This window comes from Carboxylicivirga caseinilyticus (genome assembly GCF_050589785.1).
Classification (GTDB): domain Bacteria; phylum Bacteroidota; class Bacteroidia; order Bacteroidales; family Marinilabiliaceae; genus Carboxylicivirga; species Carboxylicivirga caseinilyticus.
In genome coordinates, this window is record NZ_JBNGOX010000013.1 from 1 (window position 1) to 18013 (window position 18013).

General features: G+C 36.7%; 16 protein-coding genes and 3 tRNA genes. 18 read left to right on the forward strand and 1 reads right to left on the reverse strand.

Going from position 1 to position 18013, the window contains the following annotated elements; all coding sequences use genetic code 11:
- Positions 1–101: 101 nt before the first annotated feature.
- Positions 102–863 carry an RNA methyltransferase gene (locus ACRD62_RS08550; RefSeq protein WP_430819722.1) on the reverse strand — a complete coding sequence of 254 codons (762 nt, stop codon included), beginning with the start codon at positions 861–863 and terminating at the stop codon, positions 102–104.
- A gap of 120 nt (positions 864–983) precedes the next feature.
- On the opposite strand from ACRD62_RS08550, the gene tamL reads away from it, so the two are divergent.
- From tamL to rpoB, 18 genes are all read left to right on the forward strand, one after another.
- Complete coding sequence (gene tamL, locus ACRD62_RS08555; RefSeq protein WP_430819723.1) at positions 984–3341, forward strand: translocation and assembly module lipoprotein TamL; 2358 nt, start codon at positions 984–986, stop codon at positions 3339–3341.
- A gap of 618 nt (positions 3342–3959) precedes the next feature.
- Positions 3960–5036 (forward strand): class II fructose-bisphosphate aldolase, encoded by a 1077-nt coding sequence (gene fbaA / locus ACRD62_RS08560; RefSeq protein ID WP_430819724.1) that lies wholly within the window; start codon positions 3960–3962, stop codon positions 5034–5036.
- Positions 5037–5124: 88 nt separating this feature from the next.
- On the forward strand, positions 5125–6441 hold the full coding sequence (locus ACRD62_RS08565; protein ID WP_430819726.1) for a sodium-dependent transporter: 1317 nt from the start codon (positions 5125–5127) through the stop codon (positions 6439–6441).
- A 51-nt stretch (positions 6442–6492) separates the two neighbouring features.
- Positions 6493–7551 (forward strand): helix-hairpin-helix domain-containing protein, encoded by a 1059-nt coding sequence (locus tag ACRD62_RS08570; RefSeq protein ID WP_430819727.1) that lies wholly within the window; start codon positions 6493–6495, stop codon positions 7549–7551.
- A gap of 176 nt (positions 7552–7727) precedes the next feature.
- Complete coding sequence (gene rpsU, locus ACRD62_RS08575; RefSeq protein ID WP_321409789.1) at positions 7728–7919, forward strand: 30S ribosomal protein S21; 192 nt, start codon at positions 7728–7730, stop codon at positions 7917–7919.
- Between the two features lie 79 nt (positions 7920–7998).
- A complete protein-coding gene (locus ACRD62_RS08580) occupies positions 7999–8883 on the forward strand; it encodes a tyrosine-type recombinase/integrase (RefSeq protein ID WP_430819728.1) in 885 nt (294 codons plus the stop codon).
- An 11-nt stretch (positions 8884–8894) separates the two neighbouring features.
- Positions 8895–9200: a ribosome hibernation-promoting factor, HPF/YfiA family gene (gene hpf, locus ACRD62_RS08585; protein WP_430819729.1), complete on the forward strand. Its 306-nt coding sequence runs from the start codon at positions 8895–8897 to the stop codon at positions 9198–9200.
- 195 nt (positions 9201–9395) lie between these two features.
- Positions 9396–9478: transfer RNA gene (locus tag ACRD62_RS08590), tRNA-Tyr, on the forward strand.
- Positions 9479–9501: 23 nt separating this feature from the next.
- A tRNA-Gly gene (locus ACRD62_RS08595) sits at positions 9502–9574 on the forward strand.
- A 118-nt stretch (positions 9575–9692) separates the two neighbouring features.
- Entirely contained in the window at positions 9693–10880 is a 1188-nt protein-coding gene (gene tuf, locus ACRD62_RS08600) for an elongation factor Tu (RefSeq protein ID WP_430819730.1), read from the forward strand.
- A gap of 47 nt (positions 10881–10927) precedes the next feature.
- Positions 10928–11000, forward strand: a tRNA-Trp gene (locus ACRD62_RS08605).
- A 60-nt stretch (positions 11001–11060) separates the two neighbouring features.
- Positions 11061–11255 carry a preprotein translocase subunit SecE gene (gene secE, locus ACRD62_RS08610; RefSeq protein WP_321409796.1) on the forward strand — a complete coding sequence of 65 codons (195 nt, stop codon included), beginning with the start codon at positions 11061–11063 and terminating at the stop codon, positions 11253–11255.
- A gap of 24 nt (positions 11256–11279) precedes the next feature.
- Positions 11280–11825 (forward strand): transcription termination/antitermination protein NusG, encoded by a 546-nt coding sequence (gene nusG / locus ACRD62_RS08615; RefSeq protein WP_321409797.1) that lies wholly within the window; start codon positions 11280–11282, stop codon positions 11823–11825.
- Between the two features lie 101 nt (positions 11826–11926).
- Complete coding sequence (gene rplK, locus ACRD62_RS08620; protein WP_321409799.1) at positions 11927–12370, forward strand: 50S ribosomal protein L11; 444 nt, start codon at positions 11927–11929, stop codon at positions 12368–12370.
- 19 nt (positions 12371–12389) lie between these two features.
- Entirely contained in the window at positions 12390–13085 is a 696-nt protein-coding gene (gene rplA / locus ACRD62_RS08625; protein ID WP_430819731.1) for a 50S ribosomal protein L1, read from the forward strand.
- Between the two features lie 29 nt (positions 13086–13114).
- The gene (gene rplJ / locus ACRD62_RS08630) at positions 13115–13633 is read left to right on the forward strand and encodes a 50S ribosomal protein L10 (protein ID WP_430819732.1); all 519 of its coding nucleotides are present in this window, start codon (positions 13115–13117) and stop codon (positions 13631–13633) included.
- A gap of 33 nt (positions 13634–13666) precedes the next feature.
- Positions 13667–14041, forward strand: a complete 375-nt coding sequence (gene rplL / locus ACRD62_RS08635; RefSeq protein ID WP_430819733.1) for a 50S ribosomal protein L7/L12 — start codon at positions 13667–13669, stop codon at positions 14039–14041.
- Between the two features lie 102 nt (positions 14042–14143).
- Positions 14144–17953 (forward strand): DNA-directed RNA polymerase subunit beta, encoded by a 3810-nt coding sequence (gene rpoB, locus ACRD62_RS08640; protein ID WP_430819734.1) that lies wholly within the window; start codon positions 14144–14146, stop codon positions 17951–17953.
- The last annotated feature ends 60 nt before the right edge of the window (positions 17954–18013 follow it).

An 18013-nucleotide genomic window follows, 5' to 3' on the forward strand; every position in this document is an offset into this window, starting at 1 on the left:
GAATCAATATATTATTATGAAAAACAAAGAGGCTAATCGGTAAAGATTAACCTCATATATTTTCCTTTTTAAGTATTACTTCTGAAATCGCCTAATTAACATTACTTTAAAATTCGTCTTCTGAATTCAGCGCACGTGATGGCTGTTGCTACTGCAACGTTTAACGATTCGCTGGTGGCTGAATCAGGAGGGTAGTTGGGGATATTGAGTTTGGTGGTAACGTATTTTTCTACTTCAGAGCTGATACCATTGCCTTCATTTCCCATTACTATAATTCCGTTTGGCTGTAATTCAGTATCATAAAGGTTGCTGCCTTCTAAGAAAGTTCCATACACTTCCAGTTTATCGATAGATTTAAAAAATTTATCAACGTCAACATATTGTATTTTAACACGTGCAATGGCTCCCATAGTCGATTGAACCGTTTTTGAATTGAATATATCGGCACATCCTTTGGAACAAAATACATTCTCAATACCAAACCAATCGGCCATTCTGACAATTGTTCCAAGGTTTCCCGGGTCCTGTACATCATCCAGAAATATACTTAGTTTAGAAGAAAGATCTTTAAAATTTATAATGTTAGCTGGTTGTTCAAATACAGCTAGAACCGGGGGTGTGCTTTTGAGGGTTGATATCTTTTTTAATTCATTTTCGGTAACAGAGATAAGTTCTGTTTTATTATTTGGAAGAGAATTATTTTTTATCCATTCATGAGTAGCAATCAGAAAAATGCATTTTAATGTTGTATTCAGCAGGTCTGTTACCAGTTTATGACCTTCGGCTACAAATAACTTTTCCTGATCTCTATGCTTTTTTCGGGTTAAAGAGGTAATTAATTTTTGCTTATTCTTACTCAGCATAACTTAAATTGATGAATGTTGGCCGTAAAGTTAGAGCTTATCAACCGAATTAAATATCTTTATCGCAAGTTTGTTTCAGACGACCACATTTCTAATGGTTCAATTACCGATTAAATTGTATTGAGAACATTGTTTAAAAAATATCATACTGCGACAGTTTCAGTCGGAGCTTTTATTTGCAGGGGCTTACTGTTTTTTATTCTGGTATTTCTTTGGGGATGCAAAACTACCAAGTATGTTCCGGAGGGTTCTTATTTATTAAATAAAGTTGAAATTGAAAATTCGGCCAAAGATTTATCTAAAGAAGAATTAAAGGGGTATTTACGTCAGAAAGAAAATATCAGAATTCTAGGTTTCTGGAGATTTCACCTGGGTTTGTACAATTTATCGGGTAGCGATGAATCAAAAGGCTTTAACAAATGGATGAGACGAATAGGTGAAGAGCCTGTATTGTATGATGAAGTGTTGAAACTTAAATCCAATGAACAGTTGAATTTATATCTGAGAAACAAGGGATATTTCAATGGGGTTGTGTCGGATACAGTCATCCATAAGTCCTCCAAAAAGGTTAAAGTACGCTACGAGATTGAACCCGGAAAAAGATATAGTTTAAACAAAGTCTCATACAGGGTTGAGGATCCTGAAATCAGGACGTTGGTTTATGAAGATACAATCAAATCCTTGTTAAAAACTGGTAAGCCATTTGATGCCACTTTGCATGATAGAGAAAGAGAACGAATCACACAAAAGGTTAGAAATAATGGTTATTTCGATTTTCGAAAAGAATATATCTATTTCTGGGCTGATAGTGCTTTTAATAATTACACCGTTAATGATTCGTTGATTATAAACAATAACCGAATTAATCTTGGAAAGAATCGTGATACCATTATTAATCATCGTAAATCCAAAATAAAAGATGTGTTCTTTGTTGTTGGATATGATGCCCAGGAAGCTTTGGAGCAAAAAGATACCTACTTTCAACAGTTTGATACTTTAATGTATGAGGGCTGTCACATTTTATTTAATAAAGATCTTCATTTCAGAGCCGATGTATTGATTAACTCCAATTACATATTTCCTGGTCAGTTTTATAAAGAAGAATTGGTTGCAAAAACACAAAATCTACTTTCTGATATTCAGTTGTTTCGGTTTATTAATATCCGCTTTAAAATTGCTGATGAGCAAGTTGATGAAGATGGTAATCAGTTACTTGACTGTCTGATTCAATTATCGGCTTCTAAAATTCAGAGTTATACATTTGAGGTTGAAGGTACCAATTCATCAGGTAATTTGGGAGTTGCCGGTAATTTCAAATACAAGCATAAGAATATTGTTCGGGGAGGTGAGGTTTTTGAGTTTGGACTGAGAACAGCGACTGAATCACAAACACAGGTTGAAGGAAGTCAGTTTAATACTTTCGAATTGGGGTCAGAGTCATCTTTATCTATACCAAAATTTGTAGTTCCATTTAAGATTGAAAGTTTCAGAAAAAGATATAATCCTAAAACCAATATATCGGCAGCCTATAACTATCAGCGCCGACCCGATTATACCCGTATCATTCTTAATGGAAGATTAGGTTATAATTGGAGATCAAATCCTATGGTTAGTCATTTTCTATCTCCATTTGAATTAAGTTTGATTAATGTGCCCTATATGAATCCTGACTTTTACGACAGGATAAAGGATACTTATTTGATATACAGTTATCAGGATCAGTTGATTAGTAGTACTTCGTATTCTTATGTGTTTAATGATCAGCTTGGACCGGGTGAAAAACATTATTGGTATTTTCAATCTAATGTTGAACTGGCCGGTAATGTAATAAATGGAGTCACCAGTCTTTTTAATCTTGGCGGAAGTAAAGACTATAAAGAGGTTCTGGGTATTCGTTTCGCTCAATATGTGAAGTCAGATATTGATGTACGATATCATTTTAATGTGAACAGGATCAATTCTTTTGCTTATCGATTCTTTGCAGGAGTTGCTTATCCATATGGCAACTCGCAAACCATGCCTTTTGTTAAGCAGTATTTTTCAGGAGGTGCCAATAGTATCAGGGCCTGGCCGGTTAGAGGATTGGGACCGGGATCGCATAAAGAATCAGTTATTCAATATTATAATATGACGGCTGATATTAAGCTTGAGGCTAATGCTGAATATCGATTCAAATTATTCTGGCTGCTCGAAGGAGCTTTGTTTGTGGATGTTGGTAATATTTGGGATATTACAAGCACTGGGGATGAAGAACGGGATGCTAATGGTCTGTTTCATTTTAATGAATTTTACAATCAACTGGCAATTGGCGTTGGAAGCGGTATTCGCCTTGATTTTAACTACTTCGTCTTTCGATTGGATATGGGAGTAAAGGCAAGAGATCCTTCATTGGAGTCTGGTCAAAGATGGATAATCGGACGAAGAGCATTAAAGTGGTCGGATACTGCATTTAATTTTGCAATTGGATATCCATTCTAAAATAAAAAACAGGAGGCCTTTTGAGTCTTCTTATTTATTACTATTGTATTTGGATTAAGTTTTCTCAGCGGATCCTAATACATTGATGTTTTTCTACATGTAAAGCTATTTTGTTTCAATACAGGCTTTTATAACAGCTTACATTTAAGAAAGGTTGATGAAGTTGCAACCATTAATTGCTTATTCGCCTAGAATTGCTTTTTTTGAATAGTTCAGGCATGACTGAAAGTTCAGGATCCTTCTAATTATTTACTATATGTCTGAATTTATAGCTTCAACTGTTGGTTTTAATCTATTGCAAAAACGTCAATATATCTAATGAAGCATAAGTAATTTGTAAAATAAAGTTTATATATGTAATTTTGCACCCGAAATAGTAGTCAATAGATGAGTCTCATCCAATATTCGCATTTTATTGTTTGCTGTTATTCTTAATTTTTAAAGATATTTTTCTTTAATCTAAATTAAAGGCTAATAATTTGTTGTAAGCTGTAAACATTTAGTACCTTTACCGTTTGAATAGACTTTAGGTATTTATCAATGTTAATCGTTTAGATTTCTTGATTATAACCTTTTGATTTGATTATATTTTTATTCTAAATTTCATTATTTGATATTATGGGAAAAGTTTTAGACGTGGTAAAACCTGGTGTTGTAACTGGTGACGACGTAAGTAAATTATTTGCAGTAGCAAAAGCAGAAGGATTTGCAATGCCTGCAGTTAATGTTGTAGGAACAGACTCTATCAATGGTATTTTAGAAGCTGCTAAAGTGGTGAATTCACCAGTAATGATTCAGCTTTCTAACGGAGGTGCAGCTTTTTTTGCTGGTAAAGGATTAAAGTTGGAAGGTCAGCAAGCTCAGATTTTAGGAGCTATCTCAGCTGCAAAACATGTTCATACTTTAGCTGAAGCTTATGGTGTACCAGTGATTTTACACACCGACCACGCTGCTAAGAAATTATTACCTTGGATCGACGGATTGTTGGATGCAAGTGAAAAGCACTTTGCTGAAACTGGTAAGCCATTGTTCAGCTCTCATATGTTAGATCTTTCTGAAGAGCCTCTTGAGGAGAATATTGAAATCTGTAAAGAGTATTTGACTCGTATGAGCAAAATGGGAATGACTCTTGAGATTGAGTTAGGAATTACTGGTGGTGAAGAAGATGGTGTTGATAACTCTGATGTTGATAACGCATTACTTTATACTCAGCCAGAAGAAGTTGCTTTTGCATACGAAGAATTATTGAAGATTTCTCCAAACTTCACAATTGCTGCTTCATTTGGTAACGTACATGGTGTTTATAAGCCAGGTAATGTTGTTTTGAAACCATCTATTTTGGATGCTTCTCAAAAGTATATTCAGGAAAAATACAATACAGCAGAAAAGCCTGTTAACTTTGTATTCCATGGTGGTTCTGGTTCTACTTTAGAAGAGATCCGTGAGGCTATCAGCTATGGTGTTATTAAAATGAACATCGATACTGATACACAATGGGCAACATGGGATGGTGTACGTCAGTTTGAAGCTGATAACCGTCCATACCTACAAGGTCAGATTGGTAACCCAGAAGGTGACGATAAGCCAAATAAGAAGTATTACGATCCTCGTGTTTGGTTGCGTGCTGGTCAGGTAACTCTTGTTGATCGTTTGAAAGTTGCTTTCGAAGATCTAAACTGTATTGATCGTCTATAAAATTTTATAGAAAGATATATTAAAAGAGGCGCTGGTTTTGTATCTTGTGCCTCTTTTTTTTAGGTATAATTCAAATTATCAAAATAAAATGAGTATCGATACAAGAGATAGCTTTACAGGAAAATTCGGTGTAATTGCTGCAGCTGCCGGTTCTGCTGTTGGATTAGGAAATATTTGGAGATTTCCATATGTTGTTGGTGAGAATGGTGGTGGAGCTTTTCTTTTGGTTTATATTTTATTTATTCTTGCAATAGGTATTCCAGTGATGATGTCTGAATTAATTATTGGTCGAAGAGCGCAAAAGAATGTGTTTGGAGCCTTTAAGGCATTGGCACCAAAACATCCTTATTTTATTATTGTTGGGATAATGGGTGTAGGTGCTGCGTTTATGATTCTGGCGTTTTACTCTGTTGTAGCCGGTTGGACACTGGAATATACGTATCTGGCGGTGAGTAACAATCTTCTAACCAAGACTTCGTCAGAACTATCTGTTTTCTTCTCAGAATTTTCACAATCAACAACCGGGCCGGTAATTTGGATGGTTGTATTTATGTTTTTAACGGGTGCTATAGTTATTGGGGGAGTGCAAAAAGGTATTGAGCGTTATACAAAAATATTAATGCCTGTATTGTTCATTATTATTGTTATTCTTTGTATAAAGTCAGCAACACTCGATGGAGCAGGTAAAGGTTTTTCATTTTTATTTAAGCCTGATTTTTCGAAAGTTACAGGAAAAGTAATTTTAGAGGCACTTGGACAGGCATTTTTCTCCCTCAGTATCGGTATGGGTGTAATTGCTACGTATGGTTCCTATATTCAGAAAAAGGAGAATCTATTTACGACGGCTGTTTCTGTATCATTTGCTGATACCTTAATTGCAGTATTGGCAGGAGTAGCAATTTTTCCGGCTGTTTTTGCATTTGGTATTGATCCTAGTTCTGGTCCTGGATTAGTATTTGAGACCCTTCCTAATGTTTTTAATCATATGGCAGGAGGATATTTCTTTTCTGTAGCTTTCTTTTTGTTGCTTGTAATTGCAGCATTAACATCTTCTGTCTCTTTATTGGAAGTTGTGGTTGCATATTTTGCCGAAGAATTGGGAATGAAAAGGACTGTAGCAACTGTCATTGCGACAATTGCAATTACATTATTTGGCTTATTGGCTGTGTTCAGTTCAGAGATGTTTAATTTCTTTGACAAGACATCGTCAAATATTTTATTGCCATTAGGTGGAATTTTAATTTCAGTTTTTGTAGGTTGGGTACTTGGAAAATTGCAAGTTAAAGATGAACTTTCTGCTCATGGAGGAAAGGTTCGTATGATTGGTCTTCTTATGATCATTCTGAAAATTATTGCTCCATTAGCTATTGGACTTGTGTTTTTAAATGGTATAGGTATAATATAAAGCCTGTGATGTTGAACAGTTGAAGAAGGTAGGCTTTCAAAACTGTGAATCATGTGGCGTGAATTTTTAACATTAACTAAACGGGAACAGACTGGTATTTTGAGTCTGTTCTTTTTGTTAGTAATACTTATAGGCTTGCTTTGGATTAAACCCGCCTTCAAGGAAGAGCAGGTGGACAAAGAATTACAAGCCTGTGCAGATCAGCTTAAACAGTCTAATTCTGTCATGGTATCAGAGGATAACTTCGAACCCCTTCAATATTTTAGTTTTGATCCGAACAATGTTTCTAAAAACGATATGCTAAGGTTGGGATTTTCTAATTATGCTTCTGATAATCTTATTAAATATAGAAACGCAGGAGGGAAGTTTAATAGCATTGAAAAATTAGCCCAGATTTATGGAATGGATTCAGTTCATTTAAAAAACATCGAACCTTATATTATATTTAATGTTGATCAAAGGCTTTCTGTTAATAACTTGAATAACTCTACTAAAGTCAATTTTAAAGTTGATCTTAATCTTCAGGATTCATTAGATCTGATTAAATTAAAACTAAATAGCTCTTTATTGAATGATATTCTTCAAATTAAAAAAGAGTTTTATTTTAATCAGCGAATTTCATTAAATGATTTGCAAAGCTGGAGTTTTAGTGAATGGATTTCTATTAAAGATACATTAGTAGTAAGGAAAAGGGCAGATGTGGTTCAAACCGATTTGTTTCAAATAGAACTAAATTCAGCTGATACTGCCGAATTGGCTTTGCTAAAAGGTATTGGTAAAGTATTGGCAAGAAGGATAGTTTATTATCGCAATCGCCTGGGCGGATTTTATGAAATTAATCAATTGGCAGAAGTAGAAGGAATATCACCCATTGTAATCAATGATAATCAAAAATATATCTTAATTGATACGTCATTTATTAAGAAAATAAACATTAACAAAGCCAGTTTAAGAAGAATGAAGGAGCATCCTTATATGGATTTTTACATGGCTAAAGATATTTACGAATCCAGAAAGGAATCAGTTGTAAATCTGAAAGATATCATCCAAATGAGATCTTTTGCAAAGGCTAACAAGAATAGGATTCGTCAGTATTTTACAGATAACTGATAAAAGTGTATTAAAAACTGCTAAAAAAGAGCTTCAAAATTTGTTGTAATCAGTAAACTTCCTTTTCTTTGCACCTGCAAAATTTCAAGGTACAAAGTAATTGCTTCCGATTTGATTGATTTTTTGCGATTTAATAGGTATTTTTGCAGCCTAAATAAAAAATTAAAGAAAGCGTTATGATAGTTATTCCAATTAAAGAAGGCGAAAACATTGAAAGAGCCTTGAAGAAGTTCAAAAGAAAATTTGAGAAGACTGGTACTATGCGTGAATTAAGATCACGTCAGGCATTCACAAAGCCTTCAATTGTTAGAAGAGAGCAAGTTAAAAAAGCAGCATACATTCAGCAATTGCAGCGCGAAGCTGAATAGATTTTTTGCGTAGGAGGGCGTCGGTTTATTGCTGATTTTTTCGTATATTCGTTAGAGCATAAAAAGACTCCCTCTGTTGATGCAAAATATTGATTCATTCTATAAATATCTTGAATTTGAAAAGCGTAGTTCGGTACATACCTTAACTGCGTACAAAAATGATGTTGGCCAGTTCTGTGATTATCTCCAGGAGAAAGAGATTAACAACTGGCAACAGATTACTGCAAAAATCATCCGTCAGTGGATGGTTGAAATGCTCGACGAGGGCACCAAGGCCAGAACGGTCACAAGAAAAATTTCAACACTTAAGGTTTTATTTCGGTTTTTGATTCGTGAAGAAGTGTTGGAAAGTAATCCTGCAGATAAAGTTACTACTCCAAAAATCCCTAAGCGCTTGCCTGTTTTTGTCAAGGAAAACGAAATGGATTTTTTATTGGATCAAATTGATTTTGGTAATGATTATTCCGGTATACGAAATAAAGTCATTATTGATCTTTTTTATTTTACCGGAATGCGATTATCTGAATTAGTTGAATTGAAAATATCACAAATTGATTTTTCCAATGAAGTTATCAAGGTTTTGGGTAAGAGAAATAAAGAGAGAATAATACCCATTACCCGAGAACTAAAAATGTCACTTGTTAGTTATATAAGTAGGAGAAACCAAACTTTTCCTGATATAAAAAATAAAGTGCTTTTTCTTACAGATAAAGGAAATCCTGTGTATCAAAAGTTGGTTTATAGAGTAGTAAATCGTTATCTTAGTCAAGTGTCTACGGTCACAAAAAAGAGCCCGCATGTTATTAGGCATTCATTTGCAACAGCTTTGCTTAATAAAGGTGCAGACTTAAATGCGATAAAGGAATTGTTAGGGCATGCTAATTTAGCCGCTACCGAGGTTTATACTCACAATTCCTATGAGAAGTTAAATTCTATTTATAAACAGGCTCACCCGCGAGCCTAAAAGAAGGAGGAATGCATATGAATGTTACAATTCAATCTGTACGCTTTACTGCTTCCGATCAATTGGAAGAGTTTATCCAACAAAAAGTTAGTAAGTTGGATCAGTTTTTTGATGGTATTGTATCAGCAGAGGTGATTTTGAAGTTGGATAAGTCAGATTCAACAGAGAACAAAGTATCAGAAATAAGTCTTAACGTTCCCGGAGGAGATTTGTTTGCAAAAAAGCAAACCAAATCTTTTGAAGAAGGTGTTGACTTATGTGTCGATGCCTTGCGTAAACAGTTGATAAAATGGAAAGAAAAGGTACGTGCCAAATAACCAAAAAAAAAAGCGTTTTTTTTGTGTTGTTGAAAATAAATTATACATTTGCACACCGTTTTTAGGGTAGTACGTACAGTGCTGCTTGAAAATGAACTTAATAGGCTGATTGACCAAGGTAATCGGCCTATTGAAATGAAAAAAAGAAACCAAACGTGGTTTTTAGTTAAAAAAAAAGTATTGAAAATATATGTTGGGGAGATACCAAAGTGGCCAACTGGGGCGGACTGTAACTCCGCTGTCGTACGACTTCGTAGGTTCGAATCCTGCTCTCCCCACTAATGGAATTATAGATTCTTATGCGGAAGTAGCTCAGTTGATAGAGCATCAGCCTTCCAAGCTGAGGGTCGCGGGTTTGAGCCCCGTCTTCCGCTCACTTTTAGTGATAAGAATAAATTCCTTTTTGCATTGAAGATTAATTTTATTGACAATGCAAAAAAATAGAGTTAGTTTAAGATTCAATTTATATCTAATTGTCTAATATTTCGAGTTATGGCTAAAGAAACATTTCAAAGGACGAAGCCTCACGTTAATATCGGTACCATTGGTCACGTTGACCACGGTAAAACTACTTTGACTGCTGCTATCACAAAAGTTTTGGCTGATGCAGGATTGAGTGAAGCAAAAGACTTCGACCAAATTGATAACGCTCCTGAAGAAAAAGAAAGGGGTATTACTATTAACACTGCTCACGTTGAGTATCAAACAGAAAACCGTCACTACGCACACGTTGACTGTCCAGGTCACGCGGATTACGTAAAGAACATGGTAACTGGTGCTGCTCAGATGGACGGTGCAATTCTTGTATGTGCTGCTACTGATGGTCCTATGCCTCAAACTCGCGAGCACATCCTACTTTGTCGTCAGGTAAACGTTCCTAAAATCGTTGTTTTCTTGAATAAAGTTGACATGGTTGACGATGAGGAATTATTAGAGCTTGTTGAGATGGAAGTTCGTGACCTATTAAGCTTCTACGAGTTTGAAGGTGATGATTCTCCAGTAATCATGGGTTCTGCTCTTGGTGCATTGAATGGAGAAGCACAATGGGTAGAGAAAGTAATGGAATTAATGGCTGCTGTAGATGAGTGGATTCCACTTCCTCCACGTGACATTGAAAAGCCATTCTTGATGCCTGTTGAGGACGTATTCTCTATTACAGGTCGTGGTACTGTAGCAACTGGTCGTATCGAAACTGGTGTTATCAAAACTGGTGAAGAAATGCAGATCATTGGTCTTGGTGCAGAAGGTAAGAAAACTGTATGTACTGGGGTAGAAATGTTCCGTAAGATTTTGGATACTGGTGAAGCTGGAGATAACGTAGGTTTATTGATGCGTGGTATCGACAAAAAAGAAATTAAGCGTGGTATGGTATTGGCTAAGCCAGGTTCAATCACTCCTCACTCTAAATTTAAAGGTGAGATCTATGTGTTGAAGAAAGAAGAAGGTGGTCGTCACACTCCATTCCATAACAAATACCGTCCTCAGTTCTACTTACGTACATTGGACGTAACTGGTGAGATCACTCTTCCAGAAGGAACTGAAATGGTAATGCCTGGTGATAACGTAACTATCACTGTAGATTTGATCTACCCAGTAGCATTGAACCAAGGTCTTCGTTTCGCTATCCGCGAAGGTGGACGTACAGTTGGTGCTGGTCAGGTAACTGAAATTCTTGACTAATCATTGATTAGCATATAAAACCGGAAGCGAAAGTTTCCGGTTCTTTTACGGGTGTAGCTCAGTTGGTAGAGCACTGGTCTCCAAAACCAGGTGTCGGGCGTTCGAGTCGCTCCTCCCGTGCTCAAAAAGCCGGTTTCAGGACAACAAGTTATGAAACCGGCACATTAATGAAACAATATTATGAGTAAACTAACAGCATATTTTAAAGACGTTCATAATGAGTTGATCAATAAGACGTCATGGCCAACTTGGTCGGAACTAACAAACAGTGCAATTGTTGTTATGGTAGCTTCCTTAATTATTGCTGCAATTATCTTTGGCATGGATTCTGCTTTTGATAATGGTATTGATTGGATTTACAGACGACTTTACTAATCATCATATAGAGGACTTTAATAAATGGCCGAAGTCGAAAAAAAATGGTATGTTCTCCGTGCAATCGGAGGAAAAGAAAAGAAGGTTAAAGAATATGTTGAAAGCGAGATTGCTGGCTTGAAACTTACTGACTATGTAAGTCAGGTTCTGATACCTACCGAGAAAGTATATCAAATACGTAATGGAAAAAAAGTAAGTAAGGAACGCCCTTATTTACCAGGTTATGTGTTGGTTGAAGCTGCTATGGTAGGAGAGATTCCACATATTCTTCGAAATATACCTAATGTAATTGGTTTTCTGGGGGACAATGATTCAAACCCTATTCCGTTGCGTCAATCTGAAGTAAACCGTATCCTAGGCAAGGTTGATGAACTGAATGAAACAGATGAAGAAATCAATGTACCATACTTTGTTGGTGAAACAGTAAAAGTAATAGATGGTCCTTTTAGTGGATTCAACGGTTTAATCGAAGAGGTTAACGAAGAAAAGAAAAAGCTAAAAGTAATGGTGAAAATTTTCGGAAGAAAAACACCACTTGAATTAAGTTTTATGCAGGTAGAAAAAGAGTAGTTACTTAGTAGAAACAAGCTTCCATGTAGACTTAATGTTTGCATACTACAAGTGACATCTTTAATTATCTATATTTTAATAAATAAATACGAATTGCTACAATGGCTAAAGAAGTAGAAGCTTTTATCAAACTTCAGATAAAAGGTGGTGCAGCTAATCCTTCACCTCCAGTTGGTCCTGCGTTAGGTGCCAAAGGGGTGAACATTATGGAGTTCTGCAAGCAATTCAATGCCAGAACACAGGAAAAAGCTGGTAAAGTTTTACCTGTGGTTATCTCGGTGTATAAAGACAAATCTTTTGAATTTGTTATTAAAACACCACCGGCAGCTGTTCAAATTATGGAAGCGGCTAAACTTAAAGGGGGTTCACCTGAACCTAACCGTAAGAAAGTTGGTTCTATTACCTGGGATCAGGTGAAAGCTATTGCCGAAGATAAAATGGCTGACTTGAATTGTTTTACAGTTGAATCTGCAATGAGGATGATCGCCGGTACCGCCAGAAGTATGGGAGTAACCGTATCGGGAGAATTCCCTGGTAGTAACTAATTAACACCTTTTTGCGAAAATGACAAAACTAACAAAAAATAAAAAGTTAGCGTTAGAAAAAATCGATGCCTCAAAACTTTACTCTCTTGAGGAAGCAGCGAAATTGGTTAAGGAAGTAACCACTACCAAATTCGACGCTTCGGTAGATATCGATGTTCGCTTAGGTGTTGATCCACGTAAAGCGAACCAGATGGTAAGAGGTGTTGTGACTTTGCCTCACGGAACAGGAAAAGAAACACGTGTTTTAGTGTTATGTACTCCTGATAAAGACGAAGAAGCAAAGGCAGCAGGCGCCGATTATGTTGGACTAGACGAATACATTGAGAAAATCAAAGGTGGTTGGACTGATGTGGACGTGATTATAACCATGCCAAGTGTAATGGCGAAAGTAGGTGCTCTAGGTCGTATTTTAGGTCCTCGCGGCTTAATGCCAAACCCTAAGAGTGGTACTGTAACCATGGACATTGCTAAAGCGGTACAAGAAGTTAAAGCCGGTAAAATCGACTTTAAAGTAGACCGTTACGGTATTGTTCATACATCTGTTGGTAAGGTATCGTTTAGTGAAGATAAAATCGTTGATAACGTAAAAGAATTCATGAACACTATCATGAAACTTAAGCCTAGCGCGGCTAAAGGAACTTACGTTAAGAGTATTGGTCTTTCTAGCACCATGAGTCCGGGTCTTCGCATTGAACCTAAATCGGTTGATGCTTAATGTTTAATCTTTAAAAAGAAGAAGGAATCATGAGAAAAGAAGATAAAAATACGGTCATCAATGATATTGTTGCGAGTATTAATGAGTATAGTCACTTTTATGTAACTGACGCAGCAGGATTAAATGCTGAAAAAAGTAGTAATCTGCGTCGTGAGTGTTTCAAAAAAGATGTAAAAATGGTGATGGTTAAAAACACCCTTTTACAAAAAGCTTTGGAACAGATCGAAGGTGATTTCGAAGAAATGTACGCAACATTTAAAGGAACAACTGCTGTTTTATTCTCCAACACAGGTAACGTTCCAGCTAAGTTGATTAAAGATTTTTCTAAAGCAAATGCTAAGCCTACGCTTAAGAGTGCTTATGTAGAAGAGTCGCTTTATATTGGCGAAAATCAACTTGAAGCATTGTGTAACATCAAGTCAAAAGAAGAAGTTATTGCAGATGTTATCGCATTGCTACAATCTCCGATGAAAAACGTTGTTTCTGCCCTTCAATCAGGTGGATCGACCATTCACGGACTATTAAAAACACTAGGAGAAAAAGAATAATTAAAGTAAAAACAATATTTAATAAATAGAAAAATGGCTGATATCAAAAAGCTTGCAGAAGAATTAGTAAATTTGACTGTTAAAGAAGTTAACGAACTAGCTGAAGTTTTAAAAGAAGAATATGGTATCGAACCTGCTGCTGCAGCTGTTGCTGTAGCTGGCCCTGCTGCTGGTGGCGAAGCTGCTGCTGCTGAGCAAACTGAGTTTGACGTAATTTTGAAGTCTGCAGGTGGTTCTAAATTAGCTATCGTTAAGTTAGTTAAAGAAATGACTGGCGTTGGTTTGAAAGAAGCTAAAGAATTAGTGGACAAAGCACCAGCTCCATTAAAGGAAAAAGTAACTAAAGAAGAAGCTGAAGCATTAAAATCTCAATTAGAAGAGGCAGGAGCAGAAGTTGAACTTAAGTAATTTAAATTCCTATATAAGGATTTTCGGTTTAGGAAACCCGGTAACGGGTCTCCTAAACCTTTTTGTGCTTTAATATTTTAGGTTCAATAAATTTGTTGATAGATGACTCCAAATACTACCGAAAGGATTAGTTTTGCTTCCATTAAGAATAAGTTGGATTACCCTGACTTACTGGAAGTTCAATTAAAATCTTTCCGCGAATTCTTCCAAATGGGTTCTACCCCAGAAGAGCGGAAATTGGAGGGGTTATATCAGGTTTTCAATGAGAATTTCCCCATTACGGATACAAGAAACAACTTCGTTCTGGAGTTTCTTGATTTCTCGATCGATCCACCACGATATAGCATCTCAGAGTGCATAGAAAGAGGTTTAACATTCAGTGTGCCTCTAAAAGCCAAATTAAAGTTGTACTGTACCGATCCTGAGCACGAGGATTTTGATACGGTGGTACAAGATGTATATTTGGGCACAATTCCTTACATGACCGATAAAGGTAGCTTTATCATAAATGGAGCAGAGCGTGTTGTAGTTAGTCAGTTGCACCGTTCTCCTGGTGTATTCTTCGGACAAAGCGTTCATGCCAATGGTACTAAGTTGTATTCAGCTCGTATCATTCCATTTAAAGGATCATGGATTGAATTTGCTACCGATATAAACAGCGTGATGTATGCTTACATCGACCGTAAGAAAAAGCTTCCGGTAACTACGTTGTTAAGAGCAATTGGATATGAAGGTGACAAGGATATTCTTGAAATCTTCGACCTTGCTGATGAAATTAAAGTCAATAAGTCAAGCCTTAAGAAAGTGGTTGGCCGTAAATTGGCAGCCCGTGTTCTTAAATCATGGATTGAGGATTTCGTAGATGAAGATACCGGTGAAGTTGTTTCAATCGAACGTAACGAAGTTATTATCGATCGTGAAACAGTCCTTACCGATGAACACGTAGATGAGATTATTGACTCTGGTACTAAAACAATTCTATTGCACAAGGAAAACCAAAACCTTTCCGATTTTGCAATTATTTATAATACTCTTCAGAAAGACCCTTGTAACTCTGAAAAAGAGGCAGTAGTTCATATCTATCGACAATTAAGAAATGCTGAGCCACCTGATGAGGCAACGGCTCGTGATGTTATCGACAAATTGTTCTTCTCTGACAAGCGTTATGACTTGGGAGATGTAGGACGTTATCGATTAAACAAAAAATTAAATCTAAGTACGGACTGGGAAAATAAAGTATTGACTCGCGAAGATATCATTGCGATCATCAAGCACTTAATCCAGTTGATCAATTCAAAAACTGATGTTGATGATATTGACCACTTAAGTAACCGTCGTGTAAGAACCGTTGGCGAACAAATGGCAAATCAGTTTGGTGTTGGTTTAGCACGTATGGCCCGCACCATTCGTGAACGTATGAATGTACGCGACAATGAGGTGTTTACTCCAATTGACTTAATTAACAGTAAGACTTTGTCTTCAGTTATTAATAGTTTCTTTGGAACAAATGCTTTGTCTCAGTTTATGGATCAAACAAACCCATTGGCTGAGATTACACACAAACGTCGTATGTCAGCTTTGGGTCCTGGTGGTTTATCACGTGAACGTGCAGGTTTCGAGGTTCGTGACGTACACTATACTCACTATGGTCGTTTGTGTCCGATTGAAACTCCTGAAGGTCCAAACATCGGTTTGATTTCTTCTTTATGTGTTTATGCTAAGATAAACGATCTAGGATTTATTGAAACTCCTTACCGTAAAGTAGAAAACGGACAAGTTGATTTATCCAATGAAGGTGTATCTTACTTAACCGCCGAAGAAGAAGAAGAAAAAATCATTGCTCAGGCAAATGCTCCGTTGCATGATGACGGTAAATTTGTTAACGACAGAGTAAAAGCTCGTGAAGAAGGTGACTTCCCAGTTGTAGAACCAGGAGAAGTACATATGATGGACGTTGCACCAAACCAGATTGCGTCTGTTGCAGCCTCATTAATTCCTTTCCTTGAGCATGATGATGCGAACCGTGCTTTGATGGGATCTAACATGATGCGTCAGGCAGTACCTTTGATGCGTCCTGAGTCACCAATTGTTGGAACCGGATTAGAAGGTAAATTAATTCAGGATTCACGTACTCACGTCGTTGCTGAAGGCGAAGGTGTTGTTGAGTATGTTGATGCCGATGAGATTGTTATTCGTTATGATCAAACAGATGATGAACGTTTTGTAAGCTTCGATGGCGAAACTAAGCGTTACCGTTTGTTGAAGTATCAGAAGACGAACCAAAATACTAGTATTGACGTTAAGCCTTTGGTTACCAAAGGTCAGAGAGTGTCCAAAGGACAGATTTTGTCTGATGGTTATTCTACTGAAAAAGGTGAACTTGGATTAGGACGTAACCTTAAAGTAGCATTTATGCCTTGGAAAGGGTATAACTTCGAGGATGCGATTGTAATTTCTGAGAAAGTTGTTCGCGATGACGTCTTTACATCAATTCATATTGATGAATATTCATTGGAAGTTCGTGATACTAAACGTGGATTAGAAGAATTAACTTCTGATATCCCTAACGTTAGTGAAGAAGCTACCAAGGATTTAGATGAGAATGGTTTGATTCGAATTGGAGCTCATGTTAAACCTGGAGATATCTTAATTGGTAAGATTACTCCAAAAGGTGAAAGTGATCCAACTCCTGAAGAAAAACTATTACGCGCTATCTTCGGTGAAAAAGCTGGTGATGTTAAAGATGCATCATTAAAAGCCTCTCCATCATTGAAAGGTGTGGTTATCGATAAGAAGTTGTTCTCTCGTAACATCAAGGATCGTAAGTCACGTTCTTCTGAGAAGAGCATGATTGCCAAAATTGATGAGGATTTCGCTAGATCAGCTGAGGAGTTAAAAGGAAGATTGATCGATAAATTATTCGTTCAGTTAAACGGTAAGACTTCTCAGGGAGTTAAAGATTATTTAGAAGTGGATATCGTATCAAAAGGTACTAAGTTCACTCAAAAAATCCTTAACGACATTGATTATTTGAATGTTAATCCAAATGACTGGACAACAGACAAAGATAAGAATGACCTTATTTCAAAGGTTATTCACAACTATCGTATGAAGTACAAAGAGTTGGAAGCAGTTGAAAAGCGCCAGAAGTACAACGTTACTATTGGTGATGAGCTTCCTGCAGGTATTGTACAGTTAGCAAAAGTATATATTGCTAAAAAACGTAAGATTACGGTAGGTGATAAGATGGCAGGTCGTCACGGTAACAAAGGTATTGTATCACGTATTGTACGTGCCGAAGATATGCCTTTCTTAGAAGACGGAACGCCAGTTGATATTGTTTTGAACCCATTAGGTGTACCTTCAAGGATGAACCTTGGACAGATTTACGAAACTGTTCTTGGTTGGGCCGGTAAGAATTTGGGAGTTAAATTTGCTACTCCTATCTTCGATGGTGCTAAAATGGAAGATTTGAATGGTTGGACTGATAAAGCAGGCGTTCCTCGTTATGGTCGTACATATTTGTATGATGGAGGAACAGGTGAGCGTTTCCACCAGCCGGCAACAGTAGGTGTGATTTACATGCTGAAACTGGGCCACATGGTAGAAGACAAAATGCACGCCAGATCGATTGGTCCTTACTCATTAATTACGCAACAGCCATTAGGTGGTAAAGCACAGTTTGGTGGTCAGCGTTTTGGTGAGATGGAGGTATGGGCATTAGAAGCATTTGGTGCGGCTAATATCCTTCAAGAGATCTTAACTGTTAAGTCGGATGATGTAATTGGACGAGCTAAGGCTTATGAGGCAATAGTGAAAGGTGATGGACTTCCTCAAGCAGGTATTCCTGAGTCATTGAATGTATTGCTTCATGAAATGCGTGGTCTCGGACTAAGTGTGAACTTAGATTAATAATCTGATCGAAGAGAATGGTGCTTGCACTGTTCTCTTTATATCCATATTTATAATTTT